General features: G+C 70.6%; 18 protein-coding genes. 14 read left to right on the plus strand and 4 right to left on the minus strand.

What is annotated here, in order from left to right:
- Positions 1-6: 6 nt before the first annotated feature.
- From EFK50_RS15170 to EFK50_RS15185, 4 genes are read left to right on the plus strand one after another with little or no spacing between them, the layout of a single operon-like run.
- Complete coding sequence (locus EFK50_RS15170) at positions 7-348, plus strand: hypothetical protein (protein ID WP_123228343.1); 342 nt, start codon at positions 7-9, stop codon at positions 346-348.
- 46 nt (positions 349-394) lie between these two features.
- Positions 395-1,741, plus strand: coding sequence for a phosphomannomutase/phosphoglucomutase (locus EFK50_RS15175; RefSeq protein ID WP_123228344.1), 1,347 nt, complete (start codon positions 395-397; stop codon positions 1,739-1,741).
- A gap of 24 nt (positions 1,742-1,765) precedes the next feature.
- Entirely contained in the window at positions 1,766-1,936 is a 171-nt protein-coding gene (locus EFK50_RS15180) for a Trm112 family protein (protein WP_123228345.1), read from the plus strand.
- A gap of 13 nt (positions 1,937-1,949) precedes the next feature.
- A complete protein-coding gene (locus tag EFK50_RS15185; protein WP_123228346.1) occupies positions 1,950-2,969 on the plus strand; it encodes an SIS domain-containing protein in 1,020 nt (339 codons plus the stop codon).
- Between the two features lie 10 nt (positions 2,970-2,979).
- Here EFK50_RS15185 and EFK50_RS15190 read toward each other — a convergent pair whose 3' ends face one another.
- Positions 2,980-3,921, minus strand: a complete 942-nt coding sequence (locus tag EFK50_RS15190) for a DUF808 domain-containing protein (RefSeq protein ID WP_123228347.1) — start codon at positions 3,919-3,921, stop codon at positions 2,980-2,982.
- A 156-nt stretch (positions 3,922-4,077) separates the two neighbouring features.
- Here EFK50_RS15190 and ahcY point away from each other — a divergent pair, with 156 nt between their 5' ends.
- The 9 genes from ahcY (at position 4,078) to EFK50_RS15235 (ending at position 13,622) form a co-directional block, all read left to right on the plus strand.
- On the plus strand, positions 4,078-5,517 hold the full coding sequence (gene ahcY, locus EFK50_RS15195) for an adenosylhomocysteinase (protein ID WP_123228348.1): 1,440 nt from the start codon (positions 4,078-4,080) through the stop codon (positions 5,515-5,517).
- Between the two features lie 16 nt (positions 5,518-5,533).
- Positions 5,534-6,280 carry an MtrAB system response regulator MtrA gene (gene mtrA, locus EFK50_RS15200; RefSeq protein WP_123228695.1) on the plus strand — a complete coding sequence of 249 codons (747 nt, stop codon included), beginning with the start codon at positions 5,534-5,536 and terminating at the stop codon, positions 6,278-6,280.
- The gene (mtrB, locus tag EFK50_RS15205) at positions 6,261-7,835 is read left to right on the plus strand and encodes an MtrAB system histidine kinase MtrB (RefSeq protein ID WP_246004168.1); all 1,575 of its coding nucleotides are present in this window, start codon (positions 6,261-6,263) and stop codon (positions 7,833-7,835) included. The genes mtrA and mtrB overlap by 20 nt, the downstream gene beginning before the upstream one ends.
- On the plus strand, positions 7,832-9,547 hold the full coding sequence (locus EFK50_RS15210) for an LpqB family beta-propeller domain-containing protein (RefSeq protein WP_123228350.1): 1,716 nt from the start codon (positions 7,832-7,834) through the stop codon (positions 9,545-9,547). Before mtrB ends, EFK50_RS15210 begins: the two co-directional genes overlap by 4 nt.
- A gap of 19 nt (positions 9,548-9,566) precedes the next feature.
- Entirely contained in the window at positions 9,567-10,436 is an 870-nt protein-coding gene (locus tag EFK50_RS15215; RefSeq protein ID WP_148046190.1) for a ComF family protein, read from the plus strand.
- Between the two features lie 213 nt (positions 10,437-10,649).
- Positions 10,650-11,285 carry a ribosome hibernation-promoting factor, HPF/YfiA family gene (hpf, locus tag EFK50_RS15220; protein WP_123228352.1) on the plus strand — a complete coding sequence of 212 codons (636 nt, stop codon included), beginning with the start codon at positions 10,650-10,652 and terminating at the stop codon, positions 11,283-11,285.
- A 29-nt stretch (positions 11,286-11,314) separates the two neighbouring features.
- Positions 11,315-11,992, plus strand: a complete 678-nt coding sequence (locus EFK50_RS15225; protein WP_123228353.1) for a response regulator — start codon at positions 11,315-11,317, stop codon at positions 11,990-11,992.
- 26 nt (positions 11,993-12,018) lie between these two features.
- Positions 12,019-13,227 (plus strand): winged helix-turn-helix domain-containing protein, encoded by a 1,209-nt coding sequence (locus EFK50_RS15230; RefSeq protein WP_123228354.1) that lies wholly within the window; start codon positions 12,019-12,021, stop codon positions 13,225-13,227.
- A gap of 17 nt (positions 13,228-13,244) precedes the next feature.
- Positions 13,245-13,622, plus strand: a complete 378-nt coding sequence (locus EFK50_RS15235) for a PLD nuclease N-terminal domain-containing protein (RefSeq protein WP_123228355.1) — start codon at positions 13,245-13,247, stop codon at positions 13,620-13,622.
- On the opposite strand, the gene EFK50_RS15240 is transcribed toward EFK50_RS15235, so the two are convergent.
- Positions 13,619-14,722, minus strand: coding sequence for a glycosyltransferase (locus tag EFK50_RS15240; RefSeq protein ID WP_123228356.1), 1,104 nt, complete (start codon positions 14,720-14,722; stop codon positions 13,619-13,621). The genes EFK50_RS15235 and EFK50_RS15240 overlap by 4 nt on opposite strands.
- Complete coding sequence (locus tag EFK50_RS15245; RefSeq protein WP_183407849.1) at positions 14,719-15,336, minus strand: TetR/AcrR family transcriptional regulator; 618 nt, start codon at positions 15,334-15,336, stop codon at positions 14,719-14,721. Before EFK50_RS15245 ends, EFK50_RS15240 begins: the two co-directional genes overlap by 4 nt.
- Before the next feature lie 189 nt (positions 15,337-15,525).
- Between EFK50_RS15245 and secA the strand changes: the two genes are divergently transcribed.
- Complete coding sequence (gene secA / locus EFK50_RS15250; RefSeq protein ID WP_123228358.1) at positions 15,526-18,372, plus strand: preprotein translocase subunit SecA; 2,847 nt, start codon at positions 15,526-15,528, stop codon at positions 18,370-18,372.
- Here the strand turns inward: secA and EFK50_RS15255 are convergent.
- Positions 18,369-18,827 carry an Rv3235 family protein gene (locus EFK50_RS15255; protein ID WP_123228359.1) on the minus strand — a complete coding sequence of 153 codons (459 nt, stop codon included), beginning with the start codon at positions 18,825-18,827 and terminating at the stop codon, positions 18,369-18,371. The genes secA and EFK50_RS15255 overlap by 4 nt on opposite strands.
- Positions 18,828-18,904: the final 77 nt, after the last annotated feature.

Consider the following 18,904-nt stretch of genomic DNA (forward strand, 5'->3'; position numbering starts at 1 on the left):
CCGCGCATGGAAACCGTCGGACCCTGGCTGTTGCTCGCTGGGTTCCTGTTCCTGTCGGTGAAGGCGTACGGATACGTGCGCGACCGGTTCGGGACCAGCGACCGCTCGGCGCTGGAAGGAATCGGAGCGCTCTGGCTCGCGCCCGTCGTAGCACCGTTCATGCCGTTCGTCTGGCTCCATCACTGGTCGGAGCGGCGCCGGGAGGCGATCCAGGTACGAGCTGGTGGCGGGCCGCTGACCGACGACCAGCGCCGCGACCGGAGCAACCTCGTCGTCGGTGGCGTCCTGGTGATCCTGGCCGTGGCTGTCGTCGGTTACCTGCTGCTGTTCGGCGGCCCGCCCGGCTAGGCACCCGATCCGGCGGGGGAACCCTTCCGGCACTAGGGTTCGCCTCATGTCGACTGACCTCAACGCGTTCTTCAAGGCCTACGACGTCCGTGGGACCGTGCCGGACCAGATCAACGCCGACCTCGTACGACGGGTCGGCAACGCCTTCGTGGCCGTGATCGGCGCGGAGCCGATCGTGGTCGGGTACGACATGCGGCCGTCCTCCCCGGAGCTCGCCCGGGCGTTCGCCGAGGGTGCGATGGCGGCCGGCGCCGATGTCACGCTGATCGGGCTGGCCTCGACCGACGGCCTGTACTTCGCCTCCGGGCACCTCGGCCGCGCCGGTGCGATGTTCACCGCCAGCCACAACCCGGCGCAGTACAACGGCATCAAGATGTGCCGGGTCAACGCCGCACCGATCGGGATGGAGACCGGTCTCGCCGAGATCCGGGACCGGGTCGCGTCGGGGGAGACGCTGACCGCCGAGGTCCCGGGTGCGCTCGACGAGCAGGACCTCCTGGCCGAGTACGCCGGCTACCTGCTCCGACTCGCACCGGTCGCCGGCCGGCGCCTCAAGATCGCCGTCGACGCCGGCAACGGCATGGGCGGACTCACCACGCCGGCCGTGCTCAGCCAGATCGACGCCGAGGTGGTCCCGCTCTACTTCGAGCTCGACGGCACCTTCCCGAACCACGAGGCCAATCCGATCGAGCCGGCCAACCTGGTCGACCTGCAGGCGTGCGTCCGGGAGACCGGTGCCGACATCGGCCTGGCCTTCGACGGCGACGCCGACCGGTGCTTCCTGGTGGACGAGAAGGGCGACCTGGTCAGCCCGAGCGTGCTCACCGCGCTGATCGCCGCCCGCGAGCTCGCCAAGGAGCCGGGCGGGACGATCATCCACAACCTGATCACCTCGCGCGCCGTGCCGGAGATCGTGACCGAGCTGGGCGGGAAGCCGGTGCGCACCCGGGTCGGGCACTCGTTCATCAAGGCCACCATGGCGGAGACCAACGCGATCTTCGGCGGCGAGCACTCCGGGCACTTCTACTTCCGCGACTTCTGGCGGGCCGACTCGGGCATGCTCGCGGCGCTGCACGCGCTGGCGGCCCTTGCCGAGACCGACGCCCCGCTGTCGGAGGTGCTGGCGCCGTACTCGCGCCACGTCGCCAGCGGAGAGATCAACTCCGAGGTAGCGGACCAGGCGGCCGTGGTGGCCGCGATCAAGACCGAGTGGGGCGCGCGACCCGGTGTCGCGGTCGACGAGCTCGACGGCCTGACGATCACCGCCGACGAGTGGTGGTTCAATGTCCGGGCGTCCAACACCGAGCCGTTGTTGCGCCTCAACGTCGAGGGCAAGGACGACGCGACGATGCAGCAGATTCGCGACGAGGTCCTCGCTGCGATCCGTTCTTGACCAGTTGAACCTAGGGGAGTCGGTATGAATCTCGACCAGAAGCTGCTCGACCTGATCGTCTGCCCGGCGTGCCACGGCAAGCTCGCCGTCGACGACGCGGCCGCCGAGCTGATCTGCACCGGCTGCGGCCTGGCCTACCCGGTCCGCGACGACATCCCGGTCCTGCTGGTCGACGAGGCCCGCAAGCCCGCGTAGGGACGGCGTACCCGTGTTCGACGACGGACTGCTCGACGACACCGACGCGTTGCGGCGGGCCGAGCCCGGGCTGCGCAACCTCGCCGAGGGCGGGTCCCGGGTACGCCGGGAGGCGGTCTCCGCCGCCGAGCCGCTGCTGGCCGCGGTCGCCCGGCTCGCCGAGACGCCGCCGCGCGCGATTGTCGCCGCAGGCCCGGACTCGCGCCTGCTCCGGGCCGTTCTCGAACCCGTCTGCCCGGTCCCGTTCGTGGCCTGGCCGGGAGCCGGTCTGCCGGGCTGGGCCGGCGCACTGGACCTGGTCGTGGTGCTGGTGCCCGACGGCGCCGACCCGGCCACCGCGGCCGGTGTCGCCGAGGCCGTGCGGCGCGGCTGCCAACTGGTGGTCGCCACCCCGGAGGACTCGCTGGTCGGCCGGCACGTGCCCGGGCGCTACTCGACGCTGCTGCCGACGACCACCGGCGACCAGCTCGCCACCGCGACCGTGATGCTCGACCTGCTCGACCGGCTCGGCCTCGGCCCGGACACCGACCCCGAGGTGGTCGCGTCCGCGCTCGACGACGTGGCCGTCGCCTGCGGCCCGCACCGCGACCTCGCGGTCAACCCTGCCAAGCTGCTGGCCAGCGGCATCGCCGAGACCAGCCCTCTGCTCTGGGGCGGGACCGTGCTGGCGGCCCGTGCCGCGCGTCGGGTGGCGGAGTCGCTGCGCCGTGCCACCGGACGGGCGGCGCTGGCCGCGGATGCCGAGCACCTGCTCCCGGTGCTCGCCCAGGCTCCGCGGACCGATGTCTTCGCCGATCCGTTCGCCGACGAGGCCGCCGAGCTTCGTCCCTCGCTGGTGATCCTCGACGACGGCTCCCCGGACCCGGTGGTCGGGGAGACCCGGGACCGGCTGCGGGCGCAGGCGGAGGCGACCGGGGTCCGGATCGAGCAGGTGACCACCGAGGCGGACGGGGACGTGGCCCGCTACGCCGCGCTGCTCGCCACCGGCACCTTCGCGGCGCAGTACCTGCAGCTGGGGCTCGCCGGGAGCTAGCCCTGGCTGGCTAGTGCGCCTTCTTGGTCGGCAGCACGTGCATCACCGCGACCGCGACGGCACCGACCACGACTCCGAGGATCGCCGAGGCGACCGTGTTGGTCAGCCAGCCGAGCACGCTGCTCATCGCGTCGACCGCGTGCTCGACCTCGTGCTGGAGGTCGTGCACCGCGTCGTACAGGGCGTGCCAGCCGAGGTCGTCGAGGCCGACCAGCAGGATGTGGCCGCCGACCCAGAGCATCGCGGCGACGCCGACGACCGAGATCACCGAGAGCAGCACCGGCATGCCGCGGACCAGGCCGCGTCCGATCTTCTGCACCGCCGCGGAGGAGCGCTGCGCCAGGTGCAGGCCCACGTCGTCCATCTTCACGATCAGCGCGACCACGCCGTAGACCAGCGCGGTGATCGCGAACGCGACCACGATCAGGATCGCCGCGCGGGAGACGAACGGCTCGTCGGAGACCTCGTTCAGCGAGATCACCATGATCTCGGCCGACAGGATGAAGTCGGTCCGGATCGCGCCGGAGACCACCGTCTCCTCGGCCTCGGAGTCGAGCTGCTTCTTGGCGGTGTCGACCGACTCGCCCTTGCCGTGGCCGGAGAGGCGTGCCCAGATCTTCTCGGCGCCCTCGAAGCAGAGGTAGGTGCCGCCGATCATCAGCAGCGGGGTGAGCAGGAAGTCGGCGAACTGGCTGAGCAGCAGCGCCGCCGGCAGGATGAAGAGCAGCTTGTTGCGCAGCGAGCCCTTGGCGATCCGCTTGATGATCGGCACCTCGCGCTGCGCGGCGACTCCCTGGACGTACTGCGGGGTGACCGCGGTGTCGTCGACCACCACGCCGGCCGCCTTCACACCGGCCCGGCCGGCGGCAGCGCCGACGTCGTCGATGGAGGCCGCGGCGAGCTTCGCAAGCGCGGCAATGTCGTCAAGAAGTCCGAAGAGGCCAGCGCTCACGTGCAGAGCCTAGCGAGTTACCCCACTGGAGGTGTCCGGGCCGGTTACTATGGACGCCGCGCCTCGCGCACGAGATCGTGGCCAGACGCCTTGCACAGGTTTTTGCCTGTCTTCATCGAGCCCAAAACCAACACTTCACCCTGCAAGGACGAAACCATGGATTACAAGGTCGCTGACCTTTCGCTGGCCGCCTTCGGCCGCAAGGAACTCACCCTCGCCGAGCACGAGATGCCCGGCCTGATGGAGATGCGCCGTCGCTACGGCGCGTCGAAGCCGCTCGCGGGCGCCCGCATCGCCGGCTCGCTGCACATGACGATCCAGACCGGTGTGCTGATCGAGACCCTGGTCGCCCTCGGCGCCGACGTCCGCTGGGCCACCTGCAACATCTTCTCCACCCAGGACCACGCCGCCGCCGCGGTCGTCGTCGGTGACGGCACCGCCGAGAACCCGACCGGTACGCCGGTCTTCGCCTGGAAGGGCGAGACCCTCGCGGAGTACTGGGACGAGGCCGAGAAGGTCTTCCGGTTCAAGGACGCCGACGGCAACGCGATCGGCCCGAACATGATCCTCGACGACGGCGGCGACATCACGCTGCTCGTCCACCAGGGCACCGAGTTCGAGAAGGCCGGCGCGGTCCCGTCGCAGGACTCCACCGACAACGAGGAGTACAAGGAGGTCCTCCGGGTCCTCGCTCGCTCGGTGGCCAACGACCCGACGTACTGGACCAACATCGGCGCCGGCATCAAGGGCGTCACCGAGGAGACCACCACCGGTGTCCTGCGGCTGTACGACCGCTTCAAGGAGGGCTCGCTGCTCTTCCCGGCGATCAACGTCAACGACTCGGTCACCAAGTCGAAGTTCGACAACAAGTACGGCTGCCGGCACTCGCTGATCGACGGCATCAACCGCGGCACCGACGTGATGATCGCCGGCAAGACCGCGGTCATCTGCGGGTACGGCGACGTGGGCAAGGGCTCGGCCGAGTCGCTCCGCGGCCAGGGTGCTCGCGTCATCGTCACCGAGATCGACCCGATCTGCGCGCTGCAGGCGGCGATGGACGGCTACGAGGTCAAGCGCCTCGAGTCGGTCGTCGACTTCGCCGACATCTTCATCACCACGACCGGCAACTTCGACATCATCCGGGTCGAGCACTTCGAGCGGATGAAGCACCAGGCGATCGTCGGCAACATCGGCCACTTCGACAACGAGATCGACATGGCCGGCCTGGCGAAGATCGAGGGCATCGTCAAGGACGAGATCAAGCCGCAGGTCCACCAGTGGATCTTCCCCGACGGCAAGAAGGTCATCGTGCTGTCGGAGGGTCGTCTGCTGAACCTCGGCAACGCGACCGGACACCCGTCGTTCGTGATGTCGAACTCCTTCACCAACCAGGTCCTCGCGCAGATCGAGCTGTTCACCAAGCTCGAGGAGTACCCGATCGGCGTCTACGTGCTCCCCAAGCACCTGGACGAGGAGGTCGCGCGCCTGCACCTCGACGCCATCGGCGTCGAGCTGACCGTGCTGAACCAGGCGCAGGCCGACTACCTCGGTGTTCCGGTCGAGGGCCCGTTCAAGTCGGACCTCTACCGCTACTGAGCCAAGTAGCCACTCAGTGATCCAGCCGGACCAGGCCGGGAGGGCGCGCATCCTCGTCGTCGACGACGATGCCGCCCTCGCGGAGATGCTCTCGCTCGTCCTGCACAACGAAGGCTTCCAGAGCCGCATCGTTGGCCGCGGGGACGAGGCGTACGCAGCCTTCGTGGACTACAAGCCCGACCTGGTCCTGCTGGACCTGATGCTCCCCGGCCTCGACGGCATCCAGGTGTGCCGTCAGATCCGGGCCACCCCCGGCTCCGGCTCCGGGGTGCCGATCGTGATGCTGACCGCCAAGAGCGACACGATCGACGTCGTCGTCGGCCTGGAGTCCGGTGCCGACGACTACGTCGCCAAGCCGTTCAAGCCCAAGGAGCTGGTCGCCCGGATCCGGGCCCGGATGCGGCACTTCGAGGCGCCGCACCCGGAGATGCTCAGCGTCGGCGACCTGATGATCGACGTCGCCGGCCACTCGGTGACCCGCGGCGCCGCCGAGGAGATCGCCCTCACCCCGCTGGAGTTCGACCTGCTGGTCTGCCTGGCGCGCAAGCCGTGGCAGGTCTTCACCCGGGAGATGCTGCTCGAGCAGGTCTGGGGGTACCGGCACGCCGCCGACACCCGCCTGGTCAACGTGCACGTCCAGCGCCTCCGGGCCAAGGTGGAGCACGACCCCGAGGTGCCCACCATCGTGCTGACGGTGCGCGGCGTCGGCTACAAGGCGGGGGCCACGCCCGACAGTGCATCCGGTGACGTCCCGTCTCACTGACTCGGTGACCCGGGTCTTCACTTTCTGGCGCCGGTCGATCCGGACCCGGGTCGTGGTGGCGATCGTGGTGCTCGGCGCCCTGGTCGCGGGATCGGTCGGCCTGCTGCTGATGCAGCAGATCTCCGACGGGCTGGTCCGCAGCCGGGTCACAGCCTCGGTCGCCGAGGCGATCAGCGAGACCAGCGGGGCCCGGGACCGGCTCGCGTCCGCGGGTACCAGCGACTTCGACCCCTCGACGCAGCTGGACCAGCTGGTCAAGACCCTGGTCTCGCGCGGCGAGGTCCGCGGCTTCGACATCGTCGTCCTCGGTCCGGTCGGCTCCACCACCATCCCCGACGCCGGTGTCCGCACCACCGTGGGCGTCTCGGCCGACAGCGTCCCGCAGCGGCTCCGTGACCGGGTCGAGGACACCGCCGGCACCTCCTGGACGTACTCGCAGGTCCGGGACGTCCCGGCCGTCGTGGTCGGCTCGCGCGTGGTGCTGCCCTCGGACGGCGGCACCTACACCGTGTACTACCTGTTCGGGATGAAGGAGGAGCAGCGCACCCTCAACCTGGTACGGCGCTCGCTGCTGACCTCGGGCGCCCTCCTGCTGCTGCTGACCGCCGGGGTCGCCTTCCTGGTGACCCGCCAGGTGATCAACCCGATCCGGCTCGCCCGCCGGGTCGCCGAGCGGATCGCGTCCGGTCGGCTCGAGGAACGGATGCACGTCCACGGCGAGGACGACATCGCCCGGCTGGCGACCTCGTTCAACCAGATGACCGATGCGCTGCAGCAGCAGATCCGCCAGCTCGTCGAGCTCTCCCGGGCGCAGCGCCAGTTCGTCTCCGACGTCTCCCACGAGCTCCGCACACCGCTGACCACGGTGCGGATGGCCGGTGACGTGCTGCACGACTCCCGCGCGTCCTTCGACCCGGTCACGGCGCGGGCCGCCGAGCTGCTGCAGAAGGAGCTGGACCGGTTCGAGAACCTGCTCGCCGACCTGCTCGAGATCAGCAGGTTCGACGCCGGCGCGGCCGGCCTGGAGCTGGCCGAGGTCAACCTGGTCGACATCGCCCACCGGGTGGTCGACCAGTCCGAGCTGGTGGCGCGCGGCCGCGGTGTCACCCTGGTGCTGAACGCCTCGCAGGCCTGCGTGGCCGAGGTGGACGAGCGCCGGATCGAGCGGGTGCTGCGCAACCTGGTGTCCAACGCGATCGACCACGCCAACATCCGCGGCGACGCACGGGTCGTGGTCACGGTCGGCGGGGACGCGCACGCGGCGGCGGTGACGGTCCGCGACTACGGCGTCGGCCTCCAGCCGGGCCAGCTGGCGATGGTCTTCAACCGGTTCTGGCGCGCCGACCCCGCGCGGGCGCGCACCACCGGGGGTACCGGCCTCGGGCTGGCGATCTCGCTGGAGGACGCCCAGCTGCACGGTGGCTGGCTGCAGGTCTGGGGCGCGCCGTCCGCGGGGGCCCAGTTCCGGGTGACGGTGCCCCGGCACGCCGGCGATCCGCTCGGGCACAGCCCGCTACCGTTGGTTCCCGCCGACGCACCGGAGGCAGCCTCATGACGCGCACGCGACTCGCCGCGCTGCTCGCCGGCCTGCTCGCCGCGGCGGTGGCCGCGGGATGCAGCACGCTGCCGGTGACCGGCCCGGTGCACACCCGTGCCGACGAGGACACCAACTCGCTCAACCAGGCGCCGTACTTCGCCCCGCCGGGACCGACCCCGGGCGCCAGTACGACGGCGATCGTCAACGGCTTCCTGCTGGCCATCCAGGCGAACCCGCCGAGCACCGCGGTCGCGCGCTCGTTCCTCTCCGACGCGGCCAGGACGACCTGGAAGCCGGTGCAGGGCACGATCGTGTACGACGGCGCCGACGTCGAGGAGGACGGCAGCCAGCGGGTGGACGTCCGGCTCTCCGGTTCGCACCTGCTCGACCAGCGCGGCGCCTGGCTCGGCGCCTCGGCCGGCTCGACGTCCCGGCTGCCGTTCGTGCTCACCCAGGAGCACGGGGAGTGGCGGATCGCGAACCCGCCGACCTCGCTGCCGGTGCCGACGTCGTACTTCCGCAGCCTCTACGTGCCGTACACGTTGTACTTCTACGACCGCACCGGCAGCGTCCTGGTGCCGACCCGGATCTACCTCCCGCGCGGCGAGCAGATCGCGTCGAACCTGGTGCGCGGGCTGCTCGACGGACCGGGTGCCGCCGTCGCCGGCCTCGACTCCGGGGTGACCACCAACGCGGACGGCATCGCCGAGGTCGGACTCGGCCCGGAGGCGCAGCGGCTCACGCCGCCGGACCTGCACCGGCTGATCGTCCAGCTCTCCTGGACCCTGCGCCAGGTCCCGGGGATCACCCGGCTCCGGGTGACGGCCGACGGGGTCCCGGTGCCGCTGCCCGACGGCCAGAGCGACGTGAGCCTGACCGAGCGGCTGGAGTACGACCCGGTGACGGCGCCGGCGCGCGAGGTCGTCGCGATCTCCGAGGGCCGGGTCCAGCGGATCGAGCGGCAGGGCGCGACGCCGGTGGGCGGCCCGCTGGGCCAGCCCGGCTTCGCGCTCCGCTCGGTCGCGCAGAGCGTCGAGCGCGGAGAGCTGGCCGCGGTGGCCGGCAACGGCTCGCAGCTGTACGTCGCCCGCGACCGGGGCGCCACCGGCGCTACTCGGGTGCAGACCCCGATCACCGGTGCCGAGAACCTGCTCCGGCCGGCCTACGACCGGTTCGGCGGGCTCTGGGCGGTCGATGCCGCCCGCGGCGGCGCGGTGGTGCACCTGGTCACGGCCGGCACGGACCGGGTCGTCCGGGTGCCCGGGATCAGCGGCCGCCGGATCAGCGCGTTCACGGTGACCCGGGACGGTGCCCGCCTGGTCGCCGGGATCGCCGGCTCGTCGTCGACCTCGCTCGCGGTGGCCGAAGTGGTCCGGGCCGAGCGCGGCCGGGTGGCGCGGGTGGTCGAGGGAGGCCGGGTCACGGTGCCGGGCAGCAACCTCGGCTCGATCGTCGACGTCGGCCAGGACGGGCCGACCACCGCGGCCGTGCTGACGCTCAGCGACTCCGGCACCCGGCACGTGCTGTCGGTCGAGCTGGACGGTTCGCCGGGGGACCAGATCGGTACCCCGGACCCGGTGCCGGACCACCTGGTCGCCCTGGTCGTCAGTCCGGACCCGAGCCTGCCGGCACGTGCGGTGGCGGCCGATGGTCGACTGCTCGAGCTCACCGGCTCCGGGCAGTGGGCGCGGATCGCGTCCGACGTCCTCACAGCGACCTACGCGCAGTAAGTTCTGCACAGGGCGTCCGGTGGCCGTTGCTCGGTCCGGTCGGCGGGCGCAGGCTGGCCGGGTGCTGGACGCCGCGCTCGACCTCGCGTTCGGGGCGACCTGCGCCTGCTGCCGGCGTCCGGGACGGATCCTCTGCCGGGACTGCCGCCCGCTGCTGCCGAGCTCGGGGTTCCCGGTCCGTCCCGATCCGGCGCCGCCCGGTCTCGCCCCCGCCTTCGCCGCCGGCTGGTACGACGCCCCGCTCCGGCCGCTGCTGCTGGCGCACAAGGAGCGCCGGGCGTTCGCGCTCGCCCGACCGCTCGGCGAGGTGCTGGGCGCGGTCGTCGGGGGAGCGGTCCCGGCGGATCTGCCCGACGCGCTGCTGGTGCTGGTGCCGGTTCCCTCGCGGGCCGCGACGGTGCGCGAGCGCGGCCACGACCCGGTACGCCGGATGGTGCTGGCCGCGGCCCGGGCGCTGCGCCGCGACGGGGTCCCGGTCGTCGTACCGGCACTGCTCCGGCAGTGCGCCGACGTGCGTGACCAGGCCGGCCTGGACGCAGCGGCGCGGGCCGCCAACCTGGACGGCAGCCTGCGGGTCCGGCCGCGGGCCCAGCGGGCGCTCGCCCGGTCCGGCCGACCGGTCCGCGTGCTGGTCTGCGACGACGTGATCACCACCGGGGCGACCGCCCGGGAGGCGCAGCGAGCACTGGAGGCGGTCGGTCTCCCGGTGACCGCGGTGACGTCCCTGGCTGCGACCCGGAGGCGGAATCGGAACGGAATCGGGATGACTGCTACCGATTTGTACAGGTGGCGGCTAACGTCTGTACATGGAGTCCGTCCGGGTCCGTGGTTGCGTCAGGAGTACCTCCTGGCAAGTCGATGCCAGTCGCAGGCGAAACGACCCACGTAAGGCGGTAGAACGCCGATCACGGTGCGGCTTAGTCGTAAGTCCTGCCCATCGCCCCTCGTCAGATACGGGGACGCGAGGGAGAAGGCCAGTAGTGGCACAAGCTGCGAACGTCTCAGCAGGCGGGTGTGGGGGAGAAGACCAGGTCGGCCGGACGGACTCCTCCGATCGTTCTACCCCTGTGCAGTAGCGCGCTCAACCAACCGGGAGGTCTGTATGGACGTTGTGGTCAGCAGTCGGCACTGTGAAGTCTCGGAGCGGTTCCGCGAGCACGTGGAGGACAAGCTCGCCCGCCTGGAGAAGCACGATCATCGGATCATCCGCGTCGAGGTGCTGCTGGAGCGGGAGCGCAATGCCCGCCAGCCCGAGCGCCAGGTGCGGGTCGAGCTCACCGCGAAGTCGAAGGGCCCGATCCTGCGGGCCGAGGCCGCCGCCGAGGACAAGATGGCGGCGCTGGACCTCGCCCTGGACAAGATGTCCGCGCAGATGCGCCGCGCGGCCGACCGCCGCAAGGTGCACCGCGGTCAGCACGCGCCGGAGTCGGTGAGCCGGGCGATGGGCCGGGCCGCCGACCCGGGCACCGCGGCCAGCAACGGCGCCCTCGTCGTCGAGGAGCGCGAGGACATCGCCGAGCACTGGGTCGGACCGGTGGCCGTGACCGGGGACGGACCGCTGGTGGTCCGTGAGAAGACGCACCCGGCGACCCCGATCAACCTGGAGCAGGCGCTCTACGAGATGGAGCTCGTGGGTCACGACTTCTACCTGTTCGTGGACAAGGAGAGCGAGCGGCCCTCTGTCGTCTACCGGCGCAAGGGGTACGACTACGGAGTGATCTCCCTCGATCTGACCTGAGCCGTCGCCGGATCTGACATCATTCAAGCGTGCCAGAGCGGTCGGGGGTTGCGGAGCCGGTTCGGGTCGTCGTCGTCGACGACCAGGAGCTGTTCCGGCGCGGGCTGACGATGCTGCTCGGTGTCGAGAACGACATCGAGGTCGTCGGCGAGGCCGGTGACGGCGTCAGCGCGGTCGAGCTCGTCGTCGAGACCACGCCGGACATCGTGCTGCTCGACGTCCGGATGCCCAAGCGCAGTGGTCTCGAGGCCTGCATGCAGATCAAGGCGCAGGCGCCCTCGACCCGGATCATCATGCTCACCGTCAGCGACGAGGAGGGCGATCTCTACGAGGCCGTCAAGAACGGGGCCTCCGGGTACCTGCTCAAGGACTCCTCGATCGACGAGGTCGCCCAGGCGGTCCGGGTGGTCGCCGAGGGGCAGTCGCTGATCAGCCCGTCGATGGCGGCGAAGCTGATCGACGAGTTCAAGGAGATCTCCCGCACCGACCGCGAGCCGGGGAACGCGCCCCGGTTGACCGACCGGGAGCTGGAGGTGCTCCGGCTGGTCGCCACCGGCCTGAACAACCGCGAGGTCGCCAAGCAGCTGTTCATCAGCGAGAACACCGTCAAGAACCACGTTCGCAACATCCTGGACAAGCTGCAGCTGCACTCCCGGATGGAAGCGGTGATGTACGCGGTGCGCGAGAAGCTGCTCGACCTGCCGTAGTCGGTGGCGTCCTCTAGCCTCACCGCATGCAGTCGCTGAGCCTCGCCCAGGCACGTCGGGTCGCCCTGGCCGCCCAGGGTTTCCTGGACGCACCGCACGCCGCCCCGACGATGGCGACGCTGGCGCGGACCGTCTCGCGCACCGGCGTCCTCCAGGTCGACTCGGTCAACGTGCTCCAGCGCGCGCACTACATGCCGCTGTTCAGCCGGATGGGCCCGTACGACGTCGACCTGCTCCGGCGGGCGTCCTCGGGGCAGAAGTCCCGCCGCCTGGTCGAGTACTGGGCGCACGTCCAGGCCTTCATGCCGGTGGAGCTGTGGCCGTTGATGCGGCACCGGATGGAGCAGTACCGCCCGCAGCGCGGGAAGTGGTGGACCGACCAGGTCACCCCCGAGCTGGAGGCCTCGTTGCTGGCGGAGATCGCGGATCGCGGTCCCAGCACGTCGCGCGACCTGGACGACGGCCTGCCGCGCGACAAGAAGCACTGGGGCTGGAACTGGTCGGCGACGCGCAAGGCGCTCGACTTCCTCTACGTCGTCGGCGACGTGGCCATCGCCGGGCGCAACTCCCAGTTCGAGGTGCTCTACGACCTGCCCGAGCGGGTGATCCCGCACGCGGTCCTCGACCGTCCGGTCCCCGAGCCCGCCGACGCGCACCGGGAGCTGATCCGCCGGGCGGCGATCTCGCACGGGGTCGGCACCGAGCCCGACCTGCGCGACTACTACCGGATGAAGCCGGCCGAGTCCCAGGCCGCGGTGGCGTCCTTGGTCGAGGACGGCGAGCTGGTTCCGGTCCGGATCGAGGGCGGCACCCGGCCGGCGTACCTGCACCGCGATGCCCGGCTTCCCCGACGGGTGCGGGCGCGAGCCCTGCTCAGCCCCTTCGACCCGCTGGTGTGGGAGCGGGCCCGCGCCGAGCACCTCTTCGGGTTCCGCTACCGGATCGAGATCTACGTGCCGGCGGAGAAGCGCGAGTTCGGCTACTACGTGCTGCCGTTCCTGCTGGGGGAGCGGATCGTGGCCCGGGTGGACCTCAAGGCCGACCGGAGGTCGGGAACGCTGCAGGTCAAGGCCGCGTACGCCGAGGAGCACGCTCCGCCGGAGACGGCGGCCGAGCTCGCCGAGGAGCTGCGCTCGCTGGCCGACTGGCTGGGTCTCGAGCTGATCACGGTGGCCGGGCGCGGAGATCTGAGTGCCGCGCTCCGCTCTGCCCTAGGATCAGCCGTTCCGGCCTGAACCCTTGGAGGTGTCCGATGGTCCGCTTTCTCCCCGTCCTGCTCGTGCTGGCGCTGGAGGTCTTCTGCGTGATCGACGTGATCGTCAGCCCCGAGGAGAAGGTCCGGAACCTGCCGAAGATCGCCTGGCTGCTGCTGGTGCTGATCTTCCCGTTCGTGGGGTCGATCGCCTGGCTGGTCGCCGGTAGGCCCCAGCTCGCGCCCGGGGGAGGGCGGTCGCCGTACGAGCGCCAGGCGCCGACCTTCCCGGAGTACGACCGCCCCGGACGCGCGGCCGGGCTGACCCCGGAGTCGGACGAGGAGTTCCTCCGCAAGATCCGGGAGCGCGCCGAGGAGCAGCGCCGCAAGGCCGCCGAGGACAAGAAGCGCCGCGAGCAGGACGAGGGCGAGGCCTAGCCCACCAGGGCGGGAGCGGCCAGGATCTGGTCGGCGGCGGTCTCGGTTCCGCGTGCCGAGCGGATGGAGGCGCCGAGGCGTGCCGCAGCCGCGCGGTGCGGGCCGTCGGCGAGCAGCCGCGAGATGACCGGGGTCAGCTCCTCGGGACGGGCCTTCTTGGCGACCACCGCGCCGGCGCCCGCCGCGGCGACCGCCTTGCCCACCATCGGCTGGTCGAGCATCGGGTGCATCGGCATCACCACCAGCGGCAGGTCGTGGGCGAGCGCGCGCATCGTGGTCGCGTGGCCGCCGTGCCCGACGACCAGGGACATCTGCGGCATCAGCTCGTCGTGGGGGACGAACCGGTGCACCTCGTGGTTCGGTGCCGTGCGGAGCTCGGCGGGATCGACGGCCGGCCCGGTCGTGACCACCACCCGGGCGTCCAGTGCCGCGGTCGCGTCGAGGATGCGCTGGAGGCAGTCGGCCATCCCGGCGTACTTGTAGGTGCTCAGGCTGACCAGCACCGCCGGCGGGTGCGCGTCGAGGTCGTGCGCCGACGCCGGCAGGTCGAGAGCGGGTCCGGTGTGGACCAGGTTGGCCGGGTGCCGCCGGGAGCCCGCCGGGTCGAGCTCGGCCGGCGCCACCACCAGCGCCCGGGCGGCGCCGTCCCAGGTCGTCACCGGGCGCAGGCCCTTGAGTCGGGAGACCAGGCCCATCGGCCCCTTGAGCCAGCCGCCGCGGAGGTAGGCGTCGAAGAGGTGCTCGAGCGAGACGTAGGTCAGTCCCGCGTCCGCGCAGGCCTTCGTCGCGCCGGTGAGCAGGCAGTCCACCAGCACCACGTCGGTCGGCACCCGGCGGGCCTCGTCGACGGTATCCGCTCCCAGGGCCTTGTCCGAGAAGAGCGCGAACAGCCGCGGCGGGGCGTTGTCATCGAGGCTGGAGAAGGGCCGGGCGGTCGGGAAGGCGCGGAACTCCAGGCCCGCCGCGGTGACGTCCTCGCGCTGGGTGGCGTGGCCGAGGACGCGGACGCCGTGGCCCCGGCGGGCGAGCTCGGCGCCGATCAGCAGTGCGGGCGGCACGTTGCCGCCGCCGTCCCAGGTGACGATCAGGATCTCGGTCATGACGACTCCTTCCCCGTGGTCGCCTCCGTCGTGAGCTGCGGCAGCAGGGCGGTGACCAGGGTGGTGATGCGGTTCTCGGTTTCCTTGCGGGTCAGTCCCCGGTCGCGCCGCAGCAGCTTCCAGGTGTAGACGTCGGTGGCGACGACGAGGAGGTCGAGCAGCTCGTCGCGCCTGCCGGCCCCGTGCGGGAGGTACGGCCCGAAGACCTCGGCGACCCAGGTGCGATGGGTCCCCTTCCCGGCGTCGCTGAGCTGCCGGACGTGGTCGTAGGCGTTCTCCTGGGCCAGCATCAGCAGGGCGAAGTCGCCCCGCTTCTCGTAGTGGTCGAGGAGTGCGTGGATCGCGGCCGGTACGTCGCCGGCCGGTGCGCGGCGCTCCTCGGCGATCTCGGCGTTGATCCAGCGGATGCTCTCCTCGATCAGCGCCGCCTTGCTGCCGAACCGGCGCAGCACGGTCTGCACGCTCACGCCGGCACGCTCGGCGACGTCGTCGAGCGAGATCTCGGCCGAGAGCCGCTCGGCCTGCAGGGCGAAGGCCGCCTCGATGATCCGCCGGCGGGTCTGCTCGGAGGCTTCGGCGCGTGCGGTCTGGCGATAGCTGCGTGAGGTTTTCATGTCAGTTGCAGTTGACATGAAAATGGATTTGATGTCAATGGGGATGGACATGAAAGTTGCGGCGGAGATGTTTGGCGGCTTGCGAACCTGTGTTCACGCACGTGTCGGTAGAGTTGGCGGCTGTGACACCCTCCACAGGCCGTGCCCGCACGGCGCCCTGTCATTCGCCACTGTCTGGAGCCTGAGAACGTGCCTGCCATCATCGACAAGATCCTTCGCATCGGCGAGGGCAAGATCTTGCGCCAGCTCGACACCATCGCGAAGGCGATCAACGCGATCGAGGACGACTTCGTCGCGATGAGCGACGACGAGCTGCGCGGCATGACCGACGAGTTCAAGAAGCGTCTGGCCGACGGCGAGACCCTGGACGACATCATGCCGGAGGCGTACGCGACGGTCCGCGAGGCCGCCAAGCGGATCCTCGGCCAGCGGCACTTCGACGTGCAGCTGATGGGCGGCGCGGCGCTGCACCTGGGCAACATCGCCGAGATGAAGACCGGCGAGGGCAAGACGCTGGTGTCCACGCTGCCGTCGTACCTGAACGCGCTGGAGGGCAAGGGCGTCCACGTCGTCACGGTCAACGACTACCTGGCGAAGTACCACGCCGAGTGGATGGGCCGGGTGCACCACTTCCTCGGGCTGACCGTCGGCGTGATCCTGCCGGAGATGACCCCGGCGGAGCGCCGCGAGGCCTACAACTGCGACATCACCTACGCCACCAACAACGAGCTCGGCTTCGACTACCTGCGCGACAACATGGCGAACGCGCTCGAGGACTGCGTCCAGCGCGGCCACAACTTCGCGATCGTGGACGAGGTCGACTCGATCCTGATCGACGAGGCCCGGACCCCGCTGATCATCTCCGGCCCGACCCAGGACGAGGTGAAGTGGTACGCCGAGTTCGCCAAGGTCGCCACCAACCTGGTCGCCGAGGTCGACTACGAGGTCGACGAGAAGAAGCGCACCATCTCGATCCTCGAGCCGGGCATCACCAAGGTCGAGGACCACCTCGGCATCGAGAACCTGTACGAGTCGGCGAACACCCCGCTGATCTCCTTCCTGAACAACTCCATCAAGGCCAAGGAGCTGTTCCGCAAGGACAAGGAGTACGTCGTCATGGACGGCGAGGTGCTGATCGTCGACGAGCACACCGGCCGCATCCTGGCGGGTCGCCGCTACAACGACGGCCTGCACCAGGCGATCGAGGCCAAGGAGGAGGTCGTCGTCCGCGAGGAGTACCAGACCCTCGCCACGATCACCCTGCAGAACTACTTCCGGCTCTACACCAAGCTCGGCGGCATGACCGGTACGGCGATGACCGAGGCCAGCGAGTTCGACAAGATCTACAAGCTCGGCGTCGTCCCGATCCCGCCGAACAAGCCGCTCGCCCGGATCGACCAGCCCGACCTGGTCTACCGGACCGAGGAGGCCAAGTTCAACGCGGTCGCCGACGACCTCGAGGAGCGCCACCGCACCGGCCAGCCGGTCCTGGTCGGCACCACCTCGGTCGAGAAGTCCGAGCTGCTCTCGAGCCTGCTGAAGAAGCGCGGTGTGGCGCACACCGTGCTGAACGCCAAGCAGCACGAGAACGAGGCCAAGGTCGTCGCGATGGCCGGTCACAAGGGGGCCGTCACGGTGGCCACCAACATGGCCGGTCGCGGTACCGACATCATGCTCGGCGGCTCGACGGAGTTCCTGGCCGACCAGGAGCTGCGGAGCCAGGGCCTCGACCCGGTCGACAACGCCGACGAGTACGAGGCGGCCTGGGCCGGCACCCTGGAGAAGGTCACCGCCCAGGTCAAGGCCGAGCACGACGAGGTCAAGGAGCTCGGCGGGCTGTACGTGCTCGGCACCGAGCGGCACGAGTCCCGCCGGATCGACAACCAGCTGCGCGGTCGTTCCGGCCGTCAGGGCGACCCGGGCGAGTCCCGGTTCTACCTGTCGCTGGAGGACGACCTGCTCCGGCTCTTCAACGCCGCGTTCGTGGAGCGGGTGCTGATCGCGCTCAAGGTCCCCGACGACGTCCCGATCGAGAACAAGTCGGTCACCCGGTCGATCCAGTCCGCCCAGGGCCAGGTCGAGGGCCAGAACTTCGAGTCCCGCAAGAACGTCCTCAAGTACGACGACGTGATGAGCCGGCAGCGCGAGGTCATCTACGGCGAGCGCCGCGAGGTGCTCGAGGGCCGCGACCTGACCGAGCAGATCCGGGTGATGATCGACGAGGCCATCGCGACCTACGTCACCGCCGCCACCGACGGGTTCCCGGAGGAGTGGGACCTGGAGGCGCTCTGGACGGCCATCGGTACCTTCTACCCGGTCTCGCTGCGCTACCAGGACCTCGAGGAGCAGGCCGGCGGTCGCGCCGGCATGGACCGCGAGGAGCTGCTGGAGACCCTCCAGGCCGACGCCCACGCCGCCTACTCCGCCCGCGAGGAGGAGATCGGCACCGAGGTGATCCGCGAGCTCGAGCGCCGGGTGCTGCTCTCGGTGCTGGACCGCAAGTGGCGCGAGCACCTCTACGAGATGGACTACCTCCGCGAGGGCATCGGCCTGCGCGCCTACAGCCAGCGCGACCCGCTGGTCGAGTACCAGCGCGAGGGCTTCGACATGTTCGCCGCCATGAAGGAGGGCATCCGCGAGGAGACCGTCGGCTTCCTGTTCAACTTGGAGGTCCAGCTCGAGGAGCCCGGCGAGATCGAGGTTCCCGAGGGCATGGAGATCGAGCCCGGTCACGAGGACCACGACCACGACCCGATCTTCCGTCCGATCGGTTCCGGAGCGGCTGACGAGGCCGCGGCGGTGCACTTCACCGCCAAGGGGCTCGACGCCCCTCGTGCCCCGGCCAACCTCACCTACGCCGGCCCGAGCGAGGACGGCGAGGTCGAGCTCAAGGGTCAGACGGTCACCAACGACGCCGACGACCCCTTCGCCAACGTGGGCCGCAACGCCCCGTGCCCCTGCGGCTCCGGCAAGAAGTACAAGCAGTGCCACGGAGCGCCCAACGCCACCGGACTCACCACCCGCGCCGGAGGCTAGCCGAACTCCAGGTCGGTGCACCTCCACCGGCGCTCGATCAGCTCGATACGGGCGGCGATCGCCCGTGAGCGGTCCCCGTGACGCACGTGGATGCTGATCTCGGCCGCCTCGGGGTGCGGGCGGGAGAGGTGCACGCTGCGGACGTGGGCGCGGAGCCGGTGACGGCGGTTCACCTGCGGCGTGGTGCGGTGCAGGGCGTTGCAGCGCAGCTGGAGGTCCTCGTAGACGGTGTCGGTGGTCCAGCGCATCAACTGGTGGACTCCGCGGTCTCCGCCGATCACCTCGACCACGGCCTGGGAGAACCGGGTCGCGAAGGCGTCGAGCTCCGGCTCGTCGCTGGTGACCAGCTTGAGGTTCGGGCGGATCGGGATGTCGGTCGCGCCGTTGAAGTCCAGGGCCAGGAGGCCCTGGGCCGGCGCGATCGGTATCGCCGCGTGCTGCGGTGTGCTGTGCATGAGTCCTCCGAGCGGTCTCCTGGGGACGACCCGGCCCGAGAGCTGACCAGTTCGTTACCAGAGATGACACGCAGAGG

Origin of the sequence: Nocardioides marmoriginsengisoli (assembly GCF_003725695.1) — a bacterium.
Taxonomy (GTDB): Bacteria; Actinomycetota; Actinomycetes; order Propionibacteriales; family Nocardioidaceae; genus Marmoricola; species Marmoricola marmoriginsengisoli.

Bases quoted from the DNA above. Each gene is read 5' to 3' on its own strand.
- EFK50_RS15170 (WP_123228343.1), top strand. From the start codon at position 7: ATGGAAACCGTCGGACCCTGGCTGTTGCTCGCTGGGTTCCTGTTCCTG.
- EFK50_RS15175 (WP_123228344.1), top strand. From the start codon at position 395: ATGTCGACTGACCTCAACGCGTTCTTCAAGGCCTACGACGTCCGTGGG.
- EFK50_RS15180 (WP_123228345.1), top strand. From the start codon at position 1,766: ATGAATCTCGACCAGAAGCTGCTCGACCTGATCGTCTGCCCGGCGTGC.
- ahcY (WP_123228348.1), top strand. From the start codon at position 4,078: ATGGATTACAAGGTCGCTGACCTTTCGCTGGCCGCCTTCGGCCGCAAG.
- EFK50_RS15210 (WP_123228350.1), top strand. From the start codon at position 7,832: ATGACGCGCACGCGACTCGCCGCGCTGCTCGCCGGCCTGCTCGCCGCG.
- hpf (WP_123228352.1), top strand. From the start codon at position 10,650: ATGGACGTTGTGGTCAGCAGTCGGCACTGTGAAGTCTCGGAGCGGTTC.
- EFK50_RS15230 (WP_123228354.1), top strand. From the start codon at position 12,019: ATGCAGTCGCTGAGCCTCGCCCAGGCACGTCGGGTCGCCCTGGCCGCC.
- EFK50_RS15235 (WP_123228355.1), top strand. From the start codon at position 13,245: ATGGTCCGCTTTCTCCCCGTCCTGCTCGTGCTGGCGCTGGAGGTCTTC.
- EFK50_RS15240 (WP_123228356.1), bottom strand. From the start codon at position 14,722: ATGACCGAGATCCTGATCGTCACCTGGGACGGCGGCGGCAACGTGCCG.
- EFK50_RS15245 (WP_183407849.1), bottom strand. From the start codon at position 15,336: ATGAAAACCTCACGCAGCTATCGCCAGACCGCACGCGCCGAAGCCTCC.
- EFK50_RS15255 (WP_123228359.1), bottom strand. From the start codon at position 18,827: ATGCACAGCACACCGCAGCACGCGGCGATACCGATCGCGCCGGCCCAG.